The 14,752-nt window shown below is 72.8% G+C and carries 16 protein-coding genes and 6 tRNA genes; 9 read left to right on the top strand and 13 right to left on the bottom strand.

The genetic code is table 11. The features are described from left to right. Nucleotides 1-243: 243 nt before the first annotated feature. From ACZ5NH_RS12335 to ACZ5NH_RS12325, 3 genes are all read right to left on the bottom strand, one after another. Complete coding sequence (locus tag ACZ5NH_RS12335) at nt 244-1,233, bottom strand: alpha/beta hydrolase (protein WP_468774675.1); 990 nt, start codon at nt 1,231-1,233, stop codon at nt 244-246. A 330-nt stretch (nt 1,234-1,563) separates the two neighbouring features. Next, nucleotides 1,564-1,635: transfer RNA gene (locus ACZ5NH_RS12330), tRNA-Val, on the bottom strand. An 84-nt stretch (nt 1,636-1,719) separates the two neighbouring features. Continuing rightward, nucleotides 1,720-2,196 carry a TIGR02611 family protein gene (locus ACZ5NH_RS12325; protein ID WP_468774673.1) on the bottom strand — a complete coding sequence of 159 codons (477 nt, stop codon included), beginning with the start codon at nt 2,194-2,196 and terminating at the stop codon, nt 1,720-1,722. Between the two features lie 191 nt (nt 2,197-2,387). Between ACZ5NH_RS12325 and ACZ5NH_RS12320 the strand changes: the two genes are divergently transcribed. Continuing rightward, nucleotides 2,388-2,801: an SsgA family sporulation/cell division regulator gene (locus tag ACZ5NH_RS12320; RefSeq protein WP_004002642.1), complete on the top strand. Its 414-nt coding sequence runs from the start codon at nt 2,388-2,390 to the stop codon at nt 2,799-2,801. Nucleotides 2,802-3,106: 305 nt separating this feature from the next. Beyond that, nucleotides 3,107-3,667 (top strand): CGNR zinc finger domain-containing protein, encoded by a 561-nt coding sequence (locus ACZ5NH_RS12315; protein WP_468774671.1) that lies wholly within the window; start codon nt 3,107-3,109, stop codon nt 3,665-3,667. Between the two features lie 112 nt (nt 3,668-3,779). Here the strand turns inward: ACZ5NH_RS12315 and ACZ5NH_RS12310 are convergent, their stop codons facing one another. Together ACZ5NH_RS12310 and ACZ5NH_RS12305 are read right to left on the bottom strand one after the other, a co-directional pair. Continuing rightward, a complete protein-coding gene (locus ACZ5NH_RS12310) occupies nt 3,780-3,932 on the bottom strand; it encodes a hypothetical protein (RefSeq protein ID WP_165289388.1) in 153 nt (50 codons plus the stop codon). A gap of 123 nt (nt 3,933-4,055) precedes the next feature. After that, on the bottom strand, nt 4,056-4,499 hold the full coding sequence (locus ACZ5NH_RS12305; RefSeq protein ID WP_468774669.1) for a hypothetical protein: 444 nt from the start codon (nt 4,497-4,499) through the stop codon (nt 4,056-4,058). Nucleotides 4,500-4,763: 264 nt separating this feature from the next. Here ACZ5NH_RS12305 and ACZ5NH_RS12300 point away from each other — a divergent pair, with 264 nt between their 5' ends. Then, nucleotides 4,764-5,288 (top strand): DsbA family protein, encoded by a 525-nt coding sequence (locus ACZ5NH_RS12300; protein ID WP_388626227.1) that lies wholly within the window; start codon nt 4,764-4,766, stop codon nt 5,286-5,288. Between the two features lie 14 nt (nt 5,289-5,302). Here the strand turns inward: ACZ5NH_RS12300 and ACZ5NH_RS12295 are convergent, their stop codons facing one another. From ACZ5NH_RS12295 to ACZ5NH_RS12285, 3 genes are all read right to left on the bottom strand, one after another. Continuing rightward, nucleotides 5,303-6,127 carry a GNAT family N-acetyltransferase gene (locus ACZ5NH_RS12295; RefSeq protein ID WP_468774666.1) on the bottom strand — a complete coding sequence of 275 codons (825 nt, stop codon included), beginning with the start codon at nt 6,125-6,127 and terminating at the stop codon, nt 5,303-5,305. Nucleotides 6,128-6,200: 73 nt separating this feature from the next. Further along, nucleotides 6,201-7,022 carry an aminotransferase class IV gene (locus ACZ5NH_RS12290; protein ID WP_468774664.1) on the bottom strand — a complete coding sequence of 274 codons (822 nt, stop codon included), beginning with the start codon at nt 7,020-7,022 and terminating at the stop codon, nt 6,201-6,203. Next, a complete protein-coding gene (locus tag ACZ5NH_RS12285; protein ID WP_468774662.1) occupies nt 7,019-8,074 on the bottom strand; it encodes a chorismate-binding protein in 1,056 nt (351 codons plus the stop codon). The genes ACZ5NH_RS12290 and ACZ5NH_RS12285 overlap by 4 nt, the downstream gene beginning before the upstream one ends. 178 nt (nt 8,075-8,252) lie before the next feature. On the opposite strand from ACZ5NH_RS12285, the gene ACZ5NH_RS12280 reads away from it, so the two are divergent. From ACZ5NH_RS12280 to ACZ5NH_RS12260, 5 genes are all read left to right on the top strand, one after another. After that, nucleotides 8,253-8,325, top strand: a tRNA-Gly gene (locus ACZ5NH_RS12280). Nucleotides 8,326-8,363: 38 nt separating this feature from the next. Further along, nucleotides 8,364-8,437 (top strand) — tRNA-Cys (locus ACZ5NH_RS12275). Nucleotide 8,438: 1 nt separating this feature from the next. Next, nucleotides 8,439-8,510, top strand: a tRNA-Val gene (locus ACZ5NH_RS12270). A gap of 47 nt (nt 8,511-8,557) precedes the next feature. Next, nucleotides 8,558-8,629 (top strand) — tRNA-Val (locus ACZ5NH_RS12265). A 29-nt stretch (nt 8,630-8,658) separates the two neighbouring features. After that, a tRNA-Val gene (locus ACZ5NH_RS12260) sits at nt 8,659-8,730 on the top strand. Between the two features lie 47 nt (nt 8,731-8,777). Here ACZ5NH_RS12260 and ACZ5NH_RS12255 read toward each other — a convergent pair. The 3 genes from ACZ5NH_RS12255 to ACZ5NH_RS12245 form a co-directional block, all read right to left on the bottom strand. After that, entirely contained in the window at nt 8,778-9,065 is a 288-nt protein-coding gene (locus ACZ5NH_RS12255) for a TFIIB-type zinc ribbon-containing protein (protein ID WP_388626234.1), read from the bottom strand. A gap of 80 nt (nt 9,066-9,145) precedes the next feature. Continuing rightward, nucleotides 9,146-10,105, bottom strand: coding sequence for a phosphotransferase family protein (locus ACZ5NH_RS12250; RefSeq protein ID WP_468774660.1), 960 nt, complete (start codon nt 10,103-10,105; stop codon nt 9,146-9,148). 249 nt (nt 10,106-10,354) lie between these two features. Beyond that, on the bottom strand, nt 10,355-10,531 hold the full coding sequence (locus tag ACZ5NH_RS12245; RefSeq protein WP_228618820.1) for a hypothetical protein: 177 nt from the start codon (nt 10,529-10,531) through the stop codon (nt 10,355-10,357). A 602-nt stretch (nt 10,532-11,133) separates the two neighbouring features. On the opposite strand from ACZ5NH_RS12245, the gene ACZ5NH_RS12240 reads away from it, so the two are divergent. Further along, nucleotides 11,134-12,597 (top strand): serine/threonine-protein kinase, encoded by a 1,464-nt coding sequence (locus ACZ5NH_RS12240; protein ID WP_468774658.1) that lies wholly within the window; start codon nt 11,134-11,136, stop codon nt 12,595-12,597. On the opposite strand, the gene ACZ5NH_RS12235 is transcribed toward ACZ5NH_RS12240, so the two are convergent. Then, nucleotides 12,564-13,382, bottom strand: a complete 819-nt coding sequence (locus ACZ5NH_RS12235; protein ID WP_388626237.1) for a TrmH family RNA methyltransferase — start codon at nt 13,380-13,382, stop codon at nt 12,564-12,566. The two genes, ACZ5NH_RS12240 and ACZ5NH_RS12235, sit on opposite strands and share 34 nt — an antisense overlap. 88 nt (nt 13,383-13,470) lie before the next feature. Then, nucleotides 13,471-14,703 carry a uroporphyrinogen-III C-methyltransferase gene (gene cobA, locus ACZ5NH_RS12230; protein ID WP_468774655.1) on the bottom strand — a complete coding sequence of 411 codons (1,233 nt, stop codon included), beginning with the start codon at nt 14,701-14,703 and terminating at the stop codon, nt 13,471-13,473. Between the last annotated feature and the right edge of the window lie 49 nt (nt 14,704-14,752).

The following is a 14,752-nucleotide window of genomic DNA, read 5'->3' as shown; positions in this document are numbered from 1 at the left end:
GAACGCCCCCACAACTCGGCCACCGCCCCCGACGACACGAACCTACTGGTCTTCGACCTTGACCAAACACATAGGGGCCCCCGCAGCCCAGCGGACACGATGCGAGGCAGCTGCCCCGAGGTCCGGCCCAAGACCGCCGGTAAGCCAGACGTCCGCGAAACCGGCGCGGAGCGACGGGACGTCGCGCGACACGGTGCGAGCGCCGCAGCTCAGGCAGCGCGGTGCGGGTCGGGCGGCCCGAGCTCAGGTGGGCAGGGTGGTGAGCCAGTCGGTCAGGATCCGGTTCGTCTCCTCCGGGCGCTCCTGCTGGACGAAGTGACCGCAGCCGTCGAGGACGTGTGAGCCGAGCAGGCCGGGCAGGGTCTTCGGGTACGCCTCGACCGCGTCGGCCAGCCAGGCGAGCGAGGCGTCCAGGGCGCCGCCGACGAACAGCGAGGGCTGCGTGATCGGGGCGCCCTCGTGACCGGCCAGGTCCGCCCAGTCCCGGTCCATGTTCCGGTAACGGTTCAGCGGCCCGGTCATCCCGGTCCGCTCGAACTCCCCGGCCAGGAAGTCGAGGTCAGCCTCGCTCAGCCAGGCCGGCGGCGGGCCGGCGGGGAACCGTTCGCGCAGGGTGCCGCCGCGGCCGACGAAGTGCGGGTCGGGGGCGCCCGGCGCGGGCATGGTGCCGGCGGACAGGGCGGCGTAGAAGCCCGCGAGCCAGCCGCGCACGTCCGGCTCGATCTCCGCCTCGGCCCGGCCAGGCTGCTGGAAGTAGGACGCGTAGAACTCCTCGTCCCCGCCCATCCGCGCGAAGACCTCGCTGGGCCGCGGGCCGCCGGGCGGGGTGTACGGCACGCCGAGCAGAGCCACGGCCCGGAACACGTCGGGCCTGGTCAGAGCGGAGGTGGCGGCGATCGTGGCGCCCCAGTCGTGCCCGACGACCACCGCCGACTCCTCCCCCAGGGCCTCCACCACGGCCACGTTGTCCGCGACCAGGTCGAGCATCCGGTACGCGTCCACGGCCACCGGCTTGGACGAACGGCCGTAGCCCCGCACGTCGACAGCCACGGCGCGGTAACCAGCGGCGGCCAGGGCCGGCAACTGGTGCCGCCAGGAGTACCAGGACTCCGGGAACCCGTGCACCAGCAGCACGAGGGGGCCACTGCCCTGCTCCACGAGATGCACACGCCCGGCAGGTGACGGGACCAGGCGGTGGGTGGGGGTGGGAGTGGGGGCGGGGGGCTTCGGCATGGGGGCTCCCGGGGTGTTCTCGGGCGGCATGGGTTCTGGGGGGCGCCGGGCCTCTCGAGGGCGGTGCGGCGTCGGTTCTGTCGGTGCGCTGGTCTGTTCGGATTGCCTGCCGGTCGGGCGGCGTACGGAGAGGGGCGGAGCGAGGCGGGCCGGGCGGTGGCGGGCGGCTCGTGGATGCGGTGCGACGACGACCCGGCGGCCGTGCCGCGTCGATTGCGGTCGGTGCCGACGATGGTGCAGTGGGCGGACCGGAGGCCACGAGGGATGTTGCCGGTTCTGCAAAAAGCCGACGGCCCACCTGCTCTTTCGCAGGTGGGCCGTCGGTCCGGGTGGGCGATACTGGGTTCGAACCAGTGACCTCTTCGGTGTGAACGAAGCGCTCTCCCACTGAGCTAATCGCCCGGGCGCAGGAAGAACATTACCCCATGTCAGGGGGTGCTTCCGACCACGGGCCGGGGCGGCGGACGGCCGGTCGGCGGAGCCGCGTCACTGATTCTTGATCTTCCACGGCATCACGAGGCCGAACTTCCACGCGTAGATCCCGACCAGCACGGCCACGATCACCAGCCCGACCACGGTAAGCGTGATGTTGCGGCGGCGCACCTTGGGATCGAGGGCCCGCTGGGCGGCCTCGGTGACCTTGCGCTTGGTCCAGCGGAGCGCGAGCTGTGCCCAGACGAACTCGGTCGCCCAGATCGCCATGCCGCCGAAGATCACCACCCAGCCGGGGCCCGGCAGCGGCAGCATGATGACGCCGGCGACGACGACCGCTAGGCCGACCACGAAGACGCCGACCTGCCAGCTCAGGTGCAGCAGCCGGCGGGCCTTGACGAATTCCGGCGCCCGGGAGCCGAGCCCGGTACCGGTCTCAGGTCCGGCGCTTTGCCCCGCTTCCTGCCGATCCGCCCTCTCCCTGTCCGCCGTCACGACGACCTCGCCCGGCTCGTCACTCCCCGTATTCATACAGACAAACCCTACCGGAGTGAATCCAGTCACCGGAATGGTCGTAGATCTCGTACGAGTTCTCGGCCGGAAGAGTTACGTAAACACACGCAAAACCCTCAGAGGGGTTTACAACGGCATCGTAGGTGGCATGTCGATTTCGCCGACGTGCGAATCCCCGAGCGCACACTGAGCGAAAGGCCCTGGCGCTTATGAACACCACGGTCAGCTGCGAGCTGCACCTGCGCCTCGTTGTGTCGAGCGAGTCCTCCCTGCCTGTCCCCGCAGGCCTGCGGTACGACACGGCCGACCCCTACGCCGTGCACGCCACCTTCCACACCGGAGCCGAGGAGACCGTCGAGTGGGTGTTCGCCCGCGACCTCCTCGCCGAGGGGCTCCACCGGCCCACCGGAACCGGCGACGTCCGTGTCTGGCCGTCGCGGAGCCATGGTCAGGGCGTCGTGTGCATCGCCCTCAGCTCCCCGGAAGGGGAGGCCCTCCTCGAAGCCCCGGCGCGGGCCCTGGAGTCCTTCCTGAAGCGAACCGACGCCGCCGTGCCACCCGGCACGGAGCACCGGCACTTCGATCTGGATCAGGAGCTCTCGCACATCTTGGCGGAGAGCTAGGCCGCGGCCCCCGAAAGCAGCCCGGCGCCGTCCACTCGGGGAGACGGCTCGGGCCAAGACAACCGCATACGGCACAGCCCGGCGCCGTCACCGTGAGCGATTCACGCGGGACGGCGCCGGCCTGTGCACCCGGAGCCGCCACGGAAAGGATCGGCGCACGGTGCCGCGGGCGGGAACCAGCTCGGCCGCGCAGGCGTTCTACCGGCAATCGAGGTCGGCGGGGGCCGGTGCGGTGGGCTGGGTTGTCGCTACCATCGGCCAGCATCGGCGGGCGTCCGCCCGACCCTCAGGCCAGGGAGCGAAACGTGCTGATCACCCACGACACCCGGTGCGCCCTCGACACCGTGGTGGATCTGGTGAACACCGCGCCGGAGGACGACGCGGCGGCCGACGGACTGCCCGATGTCCCGGCTCTCGTGGAATTCGTACGAAACCACGAGATCAGCGATGTCGGTGTGCTGTCGGAGTTCGATCTCTCGGCTGTGCGCAGGATCCGGGGGCGCTTTGCGGCGATCTTCGCCGCGCCGGACGAGCGTTCGGCCGCCGGGCTGATCAACGAGCTGGTCGCCGCGGCGGGCACCACCCCGCGTCTGACGGACCACGACGGCTACGACTGGCATGTGCACTACTTCGCACCCGGCGCCTCGGTGGCCGACCACCTCGCCGCCGACTGCGGGATGGCGCTCGCCTTCTTCGTGGTGGCCGGGGAGCGGGAACGGCTGCGGCGCTGCGAGGCACCGGACTGCCGGCGCGCCTTCGTCGACCTCTCCCGCAACCGCTCGCGCCGCTACTGCGACAGCCGCACCTGCGGCAACCGACTGCACGTGGCCGCGTACCGGGCCCGCCGCAAGGAGGCGACGGGCTGACGAACGCCGGGCGAGGCGCCGTAGGGGATCTTGTCGTGCGCCGCGTGCGGATGATCCGGGGCTGAGAGCGACGTCGGTCCCGGCGGGTGGCGCCGGGACGGACGTGTACGGCTCACAGCAACAGCAGATCGTGCAGCGCAGCCATGAGGAGCAGACACCCGATCACCGCAAGGAAGATCATCAGCGGTGGCTGGGATAGGGCGAAGAGGCACCCGCGCGGCTCGTCCTTCGGCGGCGCGGCCTCGCTCTGTCTCGTGTCCAGCATCTCGCTGCCGATCATGGCGCAGGAGGGGCCCCGAGCGCGATCAACGTACCCGCTATATGCGGGAGTTGCCGGATATCGCGCCGTCTCGTCCGACTTGCTTCCGGTTGTGAACGGTTCCTGACGTCATATGCCGTGCTTCTTGAGGATGGCCTCGATGTCGCTGAAGTCGTCGCCGGAGCCGGTGGCGCGCGGGGCGGTGGCAGAGCCGGTCGCGGGCCGGTTGCCCGGCCCCAGCGAAGGAGCGGACGCCCCCGGCGTCACGGCCTCGGAGCCTTCGCCGCGGGCCGCCTTGCGCTGGGCGCGGGTGCCGCCGCGCCGGCGTTCGACCGCCCGGGTGCCGGCGAACAGGAGCCAGGCCGCGCCCAGCACCCCGAAGCCCGCCCAGGCGGTGGGGCTGAAGGCGGTGTCCGCGAGCCAGCCGACGACCCCGGTCATCACCAGGCCGACCGGCACCAGCGAGTAGGCCGCGATGCGGGTCGCCGCGAGGAATCGCTTGCGGTAGGCCGTGACCACCGCGATGCCCAGGCCCGCCGCGGACACGGCGGAGCAGACGGTCTCGGCAATCATCCGGTCCTCCTGGCGAGCTCGGTCGGGTGCGGTGCGACGCGCGGCGGGCGCGGCACACCGGAACGGCGCCCGCCTCCGTCCCCTCCATCCTGCACCGCCGCCTCCTCGCGATGCCATGCCCCGGCCGGACATCAGGGACATCTCCGGGTCGTCTCCTACTGGGGTGCCGGTGCGGTGCCGCGCCCCCTGAACACCCTCCGACCGGGAAGGCCGCCGTACCGTCCCGATTGGGTCGCCCGCGTCCGGCCTGGAAGACTGGTCGGCATGAGCGACTCCTCCCCCGTACGCGCCGATGCCCTGATCCTCGACGTCTGGTGCGAACTGCAGTGCCCCGACTGCCGCACCGCGCTGGACGACGTCCGCGCCTTGCGCGCCCGCTACGGCGACCGGCTGGACCTGCGGCTGCGGCACTTCCCGCTGGAGAAGCACAAGCACTCCTTCGCCGCCGCGCAGGCCGCCGAGGAGGCGCTGGAGCAGGGCAAGGGCTGGCCGTACGTGGAGGCCGTGCTGGAGCGGGTCGAGGAGCTGGACCGCGAGGGGGAACCCCTCCTGGTCGAGGTGGCCCGTGAACTCGGCCTGGACGCCGAGGAGTTCGACACCGCGCTGATCGACGGCCGGCACATCCTGATCGTGGACGCCGACCAGGCCGAGGGCAAGGCGATCGGGGTGACCGGCACCCCGACGTACGTCATCGGCGACGAACGCCTCGACGGTGGCAAGAGCCAGGAGGGGCTGCGCGAGCGCATCGAGGAGATCGCCGACCGGCTGCTGGGCGAACAGGGGGCCTGACCCGGCGGGAACCCCTACAGCAGGGGCTTGGAGAGGGCGCGGGTCGTCGTCTCGTAGCCGAGTGACTCGTACAGCCGCTCGGCCGGCGTGTTGCCCGCGAACACATTGAGGCCGAGGACCGGCCGGCCGGCCTCGATCGCCTGGCGCTCGGCCAGCAGCATGAGCGTACGGCCGTGCCCCCGGCCCCGGTGGGCCGCGTCTGTCTCGACGTCGAACACGAACGCCTTGTCGTCCTTCAGGGCCACCCACAGCGTGCCCACCCGGGCCCCTTGATGCTCCAGGACGCTGAAGATCATGCCGTCGGTCGCGAGACCGTGCGGCAGCAGTGTCTCGTGGTCGCGGCGGGACTTGGCGCGGGCCGTGGCCTCGGGGACGCCGCGCTCGATCCACATGCGTGCGTAGTGCTCGCTCTCGTACGCGTGCCACGCCTCGTACTCCACCGCGGTCATGGGCCGCGCGCTGCTGCCCGGCGGCAATCCGGGCGGGGTGGCCCCGAGGCGCTTCTCCATGCCGCGGTTGCGCAGGGTGTAGCCGAGGGCGCCGAACAGGCGCAGGGCTATGGCGGCGGAGGCGGGGACGAGGGTCTCGATCTGCGTGCAGCCCCAGCCTCGCGCCACCTCCTCGGCGGCGAGCGCGGCCACCGTGCCCCGGCCGCGCCGCCGGTCGGGCTCGTCGATCCGCAGGTCGATCACGCGGGCCACCGAGTCGCCCAGCGACGGCGAGGTGCCGAGGTGGAGCTCGCCGACGGGACGGCTGTTCACGCACACCTGGTAACGGCGGGACCGGGTGCCGTCGGGGTGCTGCTGCAGCGGCTCGAGCGGCCGCAGGGTCGTGGTCATCCCTGGTGTTCTACCCGCAGCCGACGACCGAGTCAGCCCGTTTTTCCGCGCCGCCGTCGGCCCGTCCCCCGGCTCAGGGGTCCAGGTCCTGCCCGGACCGCTCGCCGAAGATCCGCATGGCCTTGGCGGTCACCGGGCCCGGGGTGCCGGGCAGCTCGCGGTCGTCGACCCGGTGGACGGCCTGGACGTCGCGCAGGGTCGAGGTGAGGAAGATCTCCTCGGCGCTCCGCAGGACGTCCAGCGGCAGGTCGGTCTCCTTGGCGCCGGTCCACTCGACGGTCAGCGCGCGGGTGATGCCGGGGAGGCAGCCGGAGGCGACCGGCGGGGTGTGGATCTCGCCGCCGAGGACGACGAAGACGTTCGACCCGGTGCCCTCGCAGAGCTGTCCGACCGTGTTGCCGAACAGCGCCTCGGACGCGCCGTGTTCGTGGGCCCGGGCCAGGGCGACGACGTTCTCGGCGTACGAGGTCGTCTTCAGACCGGTGAGCGCGCCGCGCTCGTTGCGGGTCCAGGGGACGGTGATCACGGCGGTGGTGTCCGGGCGGCGGGTGGTCTCGCCGAGGGCGACCACGAGGGTCGGGCCGTGCTCGCCGCGGTCGGAGCCGAGCGGGCCGTGGCCGCCGGTGTAAGTGATCCGGAGCCGGCCGAGCGGCATCGGGTTCGCCTCCAGGACCGCCGCGCAGGCCTCGCGGACCTCGTCGTGGTCGGGGTCGGGCAGGCCGAGGCCCCGGGCCGAGCGGGTCAGCCGGTCCAGGTGCCGGGTGAGGGCGAACGGCCTGCCGTGGACCGCCTTCACCGTCTCGAAGATGCCGTCGCCGACGGTCAGCCCGTGGTCGAGGACGGAGACACGCGCGGATTCCAGGTCCCGCAGCCCGCCGTCCAGCCAGATCCTCATGCCAACACCCCTCCGCTTGCCTCGTACGTCCCCGACGCTACCGCGAGCAGCCGGGATGCCTTCAGTTCGGTCTCCCGCCACTCCCCCTCGGGGTCCGAGCCCCAGGTGATGCCGGCGCCGGTGCCGAAGCGCAGCACGCCCTCGGCGCGGTCGATCCAGAAGGTGCGGATGCCGACGGCCAGCTCGCCGGTGCCCCGGTCGGCGTCGACCCAGCCGATGCCGCCGCAGTACGGCCCGCGCGGGGCCGTCTCCAGGGCCTCGATGATCCGCAGGGCGCTCGACTTGGGCGCGCCGGTGACCGAGCCGGGCGGGAAGGCGGCGGCCAGCAGGTCCGGCCAGCCGGCCCCGTCCCGCAGCTCGCCGCGGACCGTGGAGACCAGGTGGACAAGGCCGGGGTGCTTCTCCACGGCGCACAGATCGGGCACGGTCACGCTGCCGGTGGCGCAGACACGCCCGATGTCGTTGCGGACCAGGTCCACGATCATCACGTTCTCGGCGTAGTCCTTCTCCAGCAGGTCCGCCTCGGTGCGTCCGGTGCCCTTGATGGGCCCCGACTCCACGACACGCCCGACCCGGCGCAGGAACAGCTCGGGCGAGGCGGTGGCGATCTCCACGCCGTGCTCGGGCAGCCGGATCGTCCCGGCGTACGGCGCCGGGTTGCCGCGGGCCAGCAGGGAGGTCAGGGCGTCCACGTCGGCGTCCGGGGCGACCGGCGCGCCGAGCACGCGGCAGAGGTTGGCCTGGTAGACCTCGCCGGCCGCGATGTGCGCGCGTATCCGGCGGACGGCGGCCGTGTACGCGGCCCGGTCCAGGCTGGAGGTCCAGTCCTCCACCGCCGGACCCCGCCAGCCGCCCGGCACCGGGGCGGGCACCGGCGCCTCGCACACGTCCGCGAAGCGTGCGCAGGTCAGCCGCCCCTCGAAGTCCGCGCAGACGGCCCAGAAGCCGGAGGAGTCCAGGGCGGCGGGGTCGCTGGTCACGTCGAGGAGGCCGGTGGCGACGCGGTCGCCGAAACGGGCCAGGGGAGGGAGGCCGGAAGGGTGGTGCAGCACGTGGTCGAGTCTAGGTCGGGTGTCCCGCAGGCGGCCCCGGGATGTCCCGGAGGCGGCTGTGACCACGGGGTGCGCCGGGGGCAGCGCAGCACGCTGCGCAAACGCGTTTTTGTACTGGCCCGGGAATCCGCTAGAGTTCAACACGTCGCCGGGACGCGCAAGCGGATCGAAACGACAAGCGGACGTAGCTCAGTTGGTAGAGCGCAACCTTGCCAAGGTTGAGGTCGCGAGTTCGAGCCTCGTCGTCCGCTCGAAGGAAGAAGGGGTCGTCCCGATCCCCTACACTCCTGGTGGAGTGGCCGAGAGGCGAGGCAACGGCCTGCAAAGCCGTCTACACGGGTTCAAATCCCGTCTCCACCTCCAAGGACGATTAGCTCAGCGGGAGAGCGCTTCCCTGACACGGAAGAGGTCACTGGTTCAATCCCAGTATCGTCCACTGGATCTTCTCGGAGGATCCACGGGTCTTCTCGAAGATCCTCGCCCGCGCGATTAGCTCAGCGGGAGAGCGCTTCCCTGACACGGAAGAGGTCACTGGTTCAATCCCAGTATCGCGCACTGTCCGTGACCCCCGGGTCACGGCCTGCGGACGATTAGCTCAGCGGGAGAGCGCTTCCCTGACACGGAAGAGGTCACTGGTTCAATCCCAGTATCGTCCACACACCAGGAAGCCCCCGGTCTCGCGACCGGGGGCTTCTTCGTGCGCTCAGCTGGAGAACAGCATGTGCGCCCAGCTCTTGTGATGACCGTGGTGTTCATGGTGCCCATGGTGGCCGTGGTGACCGCCGTGCGGGGCGCCCCAGGCGGGCGCGGGCGGCGCCGGGTACGCCTGCGGGGCGGGCGGGACGGGCTTGGACCACTGGGCCTCCAGCTGGGTCAGCGCCTCCAGCTCGCCGTAGTCGAGGAAGATGCCGCGGCACCCGCTGCACTGCTCGATCTGGACGCCGCTGCGGTTGTAGGTGTGCATCGGCGCGTGGCACTTCGGACAATGCATGGTCGGCTCAACTCCTCGCCGGTCGGTCCTGCTTCGTGCTTCCCCAGGACAGACTCCGTCCCGCCCTGGCCGGTTGCAGCCTAGTCCGTGACTTCGGGCGCCAACTGGTGTGAAATCGGGGCCATTCGGGCACAGGCGTCGACGACTGCCCGTTCCACCTCGTCCAGCGGGCGGCCGGCCGCGAGCGCCTTGGCGACGGCGAGGGCGGCCGTCTGCACGGTCAGCGCGCGGGCCGGGACGTCGAGGGCGGGCCAGGGATCGCCGGCGGCGGGTACGGCCGGGCCGCCGGCTCGCTGGTACGTGGCGAGGAAACGGGTCCACTCGTCGGGCGGCAGGAGCCCGCAGGCGTACCAGGCGGCGGGGCGGCCGAGGTCCCAGGCCGGGACGCCGTGGCCCAGGTCGTCGACGTCGATCAGGCGCCAGGGGCCGTCCGGTGCCGGGTGGCGGACGAGCTGGCCGAGGTGCAGGTCGCCGTGGCAGAGGGCGGGCGGGCCGGGCATCGGGGCCTCGGCGCGGGCCCAGTCGGGGAGCCCCGCCCAGGCGGCGAGGACGGGGCCCGCCGCCGGGTGGGGCTCGGCTCGCAGAGCCGTGCGCAGCCGGGCGACGGCACGGGCGGCCTTGACGGGGCCGCGCATCGGTGGCAGGCCGTCGGGCGGGGGCGTGCGGTGCAGGCGGGCGAGCAGGGCGGCGGTGGCCTCCCAGGGCGCCGCGTCCCGGTCGTCGGGGTCCACGGGAGCGCCGTACGGCCAGAAGGTCACCAGGCGATCCCGCACGGGGCTGGGGGCCGGGGTGAGCGGCGCTAGGAGGACGTCCCGCAGGCGGCCGGCCACGGCGAGGCGTCGAGTCAGCTCGGCGGGGTCCGTACCGGGGGCGTGGGCCTTCGCGACGGTGTGTGCGTGCCGTACGACGGTGGCGTCGGGGCGGTCGGCGAGAGGGGCGCTGCCACACGCGCAGCGGGCGTCGCCGGTGCCGTTCGGGTGGGCGACGGCTCTGGCCTTCGCGGTGAGCGCGGGTATGAGGGCGGGGCTGTCTGCGGTCAACGGTGCCTCGGGAGGGTCGGCTGCGCGGCTGAGCGTACTGGCGCCGGCCGGGGACGGGGGACGCTCGCCCGCGTCGGCGGGGCGTCTCCCCCAGACGGCAATGCACCGCGCCCCGCCCAAAAACGGCGCATGCCGGCGCAGCTCCCCAGCTGCGCCGGCATTTGTGCCGTCCGCCGCACCCCCGTCCCCACGGGGTTTCCTGGATGGATGTCCCCGCCCGGACCGCTCTTCCGGGCCTGGGGTCGCCGCTCAGCGCCCCAGCATCGCACCCACGGACGACGCCTGTGTGGCCACCGTCTCCCAGCCGTCGCAGACGAGCAGGAGCAGGGCCGCCAGAGGAAGGGCCATGAGCGTCGCCACCAGGGGGTGGCGGCGGCCCGTCCGGCGCGGTGCGAACGCCGGGCGTCGCGGTGCCGTGTGGGCCATGGTCCCTCTCCTGACCGTGTCGGATGTCCTCGGCAGCGGCGGGTGTCTGACCTCGGGGGACGAGTGCTGCACCCGCCGCTTGACCTCAAATCTAGGCGCGGGGCGGCTGCCGGGCGTCATGCCCTCGTATCGATTGCCGGGCCTCCCCGAGGATGAGCCACAACTCGGGACGTACTCCCCTGGGTGGAGACGCGGGTCAGGGTCTCGGGGTCTTCCCGGAAGGGGTGCCCACTGTGTCCGGTCATTTCCGAAGCATCCGACGGACACAGGGAGTGACTTCGATCACTCCGGGCGGGTGCGGGACCTGCGTCGCCTCCGGTGCGTGGCCCGTCCCGCGCCCGGGTCCACGGCCGTTCCGCGGTGGGTGCCGGACGGCTGGCCGCACCCGCGCCGCCTGCCATGTCGCGACCTCAACACCCGGATGTCCAGGATCGGTTGAGGGTCGCCTCGGCTCAAGGCCCCGATGCGGGCTCACTTCCTGACCGCGTTTCATGTCGTACCGGTGCTCGGCGCAATCCGTCCGGCCCGGAGGGCGCGGCCTCTGCGCGCAGGCGGCCGTGGAAACGTAAGCTGTGCCACGTCACAGGGACCGGGCAGCGGGGATGAACATGGCGATGATGCGCCTGAGGCGCGAGGACCCGCGCGTCGTCGGCTCGTTCAGGCTTCACCGACGGCTCGGCGCGGGCGGGATGGGCGTGGTCTACCTCGGCTCCGACAAGAAGGGGCAGCGGGTCGCCCTGAAGGTGATCCGGCCCGATCTGGCGGAGGACCAGGAGTTCCGGTCGCGGTTCGCCCGTGAGGTCTCGGCGGCCCGGCGGATCAGGGGCGGCTGCACGGCCCGGCTGGTCGCCGCGGACCTGGAGGCCGAGCGGCCGTGGTTCGCCACGCAGTACGTACCCGGGCCCTCCCTGCACGACAAGGTCGCCGACGAGGGCCCGCTGAGCGCGGCCGACACCGCGGCGGTCGGCGCGGCGCTCTCCGAGGGCCTGGTCGCGGTGCACGAGGCCGGTGTCGTCCACCGGGACCTCAAGCCCTCCAACATCCTGCTGTCCCCGAAGGGGCCGCGGATCATCGACTTCGGCATCGCCTGGGCCACCGGCGCCTCCACGCTGACCCACGTCGGTACGGCGGTCGGCTCCCCCGGCTTCCTGGCGCCCGAGCAAGTGCGCGGCGCGGCCGTCACCCCGGCGACGGACGTCTTCTCCCTGGGGGCGACCCTCGCCTACGCCTCCACCGGCGACTCGCCCTTCGGGCACGGCAGTTCCGAGGTGATGCTGTACCGGGTGGTCCACGAGGAACCGCAGCTGCTCGGCGTACCGGACGCGCTCGCCCCGCTGGTGCGGGCGTGTCTGGCGAAGGACCCCGAGGACCGGCCCAGCACGCTGCAACTGTCGCTGCGGCTCAAGGAGATCGCAGCCCGCGAGGCGCAGGGCATGAGCGAGGGACGGCCGCCGGCGCCGCGCGCCGCGGAGGCGGACCGGCCCACCGGGCGGCTCGTCGACACCTACCCCGAGCAGGAGCGCACCCAGCGGCGAGCCGCCCCCGGCACGCCGGTGCCGCGCGGTGGTACCCCCGCCCGGGGCGGCGCGCCGTCGCGCGGCGCAGCGCCCTCGCGGACCGGCGGCGGCCGGCGCGGCAACGGTACGGGCTCCACGGCGCGGCCGGGCTCCGCGCGCTCGACCCCGGCGCCGCGCGGCTCCGGTGCACGCTCGGGCGGCGCGAACCGTCCCGCTGCCCGGGGCGGTTCCGGGCGGCCGGCGCAGCGTACGACGGGCACCAAACTGCGGCCCGCCAATCCCCGGCTGCTGCGCCAGCGGCTGTTCGTCTTCGTCGTGGTCACGTTGCTCGTGGCGCTCGGCATCGCGGTGGCGCAGGGCTGCCAGGGGCCGGCCCGCGGCCTCGGCGACGACGGCGGCCGGCGTCAGCGGCACGCACAGCCGAGCCGTCTGGCGGACGCCGGTCAGCCGGTGTCCGACCGGTACGGGCCGAAGCCGAGCCAGGACATCGAGAGGTACCCGGCCGGCCGGGGCGGTCAGGCCTCCGGGCGGCCGGTGGTCACCGCGTAGAAGGCGACCGCCGCGGCCGCGCCCACGTTGAGCGAGTCGACGCCGTGGGACATCGGGATGCGGACCCATTCGTCGGCGGCGACCAGGGCCTGGGTGGACAGTCCGTCGCCCTCGGCGCCGAGCATCAGGGCCACCCGGTCCATCCGGTGCGGGGCGGCCTCGTCCAGGCTGCGCGCCTTCTCGTCCGGAGTGAGAGCGAGCAGCGTGAAGCCGGCCTCGCGGACCGACTCCAGGCCCTTCGGCCAGGTCTCAAGACGGGCGTACGGCACCGAGAACACCGCGCCCATGGAGACCTTGACGCTACGGCGGTACAGCGGGTCGGCGCAGTCCGGCGACAGCAGGACCGCGTCCATGCCGAGGGCGGCGGCCGAGCGGAAGATGGCGCCGATGTTGGTGTGGTCGTTGACCGACTCCATGACCACGACCCGGCGGGCGGAGCGCAGGAGCTCGCCGGCCGTGGGCAGCGGCTTGCGCTGCATGGAGGCGAGGGCGCCGCGGTGCACGTGGTAGCCGGTGACCTGCTCGGCGAGCTCGGGACTCACGGCGTAGACCGGGGCGGGGAGTTCGTCGATGACGTCGCGCATGACGTCGATCCACTTGGCCGAGAGCAGCATGGAGCGCATCTCGTAGCCCGCTTCCTTGGCCCTGCGGATGACTTTCTCGCCCTCGGCGATGAACAGGCCCTCGGCGGGCTCGCGCTTGCGGCGCAGCTCGACGTCGGTCAGGCCTGTGTAGTCGCGCAGGCGCGGGTCGTCGGGATCCTCGACGGTGATGAGATCGGCCACAGGGTGATACTGCCTTGTCCTGGGTGTGCTGCCAACGGCTGGGAACGGGTACGTTACCCCGGGTTACGCGTGATCAAGCGGTAGATGATCAGGCGGCGGGCTCCGGGCCGACCGTCACGACCTCGCCGATGACGATGACCGCCGGTGGCTTCACTTCCGCGGTCCGTACCGTCTCGGCGACAGTGGCGAGGGTCGCGTCGACGCGGCGCTGCGCGGCCGTCGTACCCTCCTGCACCAGCGCGACCGGCGTGTCGGGGGACTTGCCGTGCGCGACGAGCGTCTCGGCGATCTTCCCGATCTTGTCGACGCCCATCAGGATCACGAGCGTGCCGGTGAGCTTCGCCAGCGACGGCCAGTCGACCAGCGAACGCTCGTCGTCCGGGGCGACATGGCCGCTGACGACCGTGAACTCGTGCGCCACGCCCCGGTGGGTGACCGGGATGCCGGCCGCGCCCGGCACGGAGATCGAGCTCGAGATGCCGGGGACCACGGTGCAGGGGATGCCGGCCTCGGCGAGCGCCTGGACCTCCTCCATGCCGCGGCCGAAGACGAACGGGTCGCCACCCTTGAGCCGTACGACCGACTTGCCCTGCTTGGCGTGCTCGATGAGCGCGTTGTTGATGGCCTCCTGGGCCATGAACCGGCCGTACGGGATCTTCGCCGCGTCGATCACCTCGACGTGCGGCGGGAGTTCGTCGAGCAGGTCCCGCGGGCCGAGCCGGTCGGCGATGACCACGTCCGCCTCGGCGAGCAGCCGGCGGCCGCGGACCGTGATCAGGTCCGGGTCGCCCGGGCCGCCGCCGACCAGGGCGACGCCGGGGGTGCGGGTGCGGTGATGGGGTGCGACGAGCGTGCCGTCCCGCAGGCCTTCGACGACCGCGTCCCTGATGGCGGCGGTGTGGCGGGGGTCGCGGCCGCGTGCGTCCGTGGTGAGTACGGCGACGGTGACGCCCTCGCTGTGACCGGTCGCCGGGGTCCAGGCCGTGGCCTGGTCGGCGTCGTCCGAGCGCACGCACCAGACGCGGTGGCGCTCGGCTTCGGCGGAGGCGGCGGTGTTGGTGTCGGGGTCGCTGGTGGCGATGAGGGCGTACCAGGCCTCGGCGAGGTCGCCGTCCTGGTACGGGCGCCTGATCCAGGTGAGCTCGCCCGCGTCCGCCATGGCCTCGACGGAGGGGGTCGCCTCGGGGGACACGACGACGATGTCCGCGCCGGCCGCGATGAGTGCAGGGAGGCGGCGCTGGACCACCGTGCCGGCGCCGAGGACGACCACGCGGCGGCCGGAGAGGCGGAGGCCTACGGGGTAGGCGGGGTGTTCGGCCATGGCGGTGGCTCCTGCGGTGGCTGGGCGGTGGCGCTGACGTGCGGATTTT

This window comes from Streptomyces sp. NPDC031426 (genome assembly GCF_055581585.1).
The sequence above is the reverse complement of the archived record's forward strand: the minus strand, read 5'-3'. Positions and strand labels throughout refer to the sequence as shown.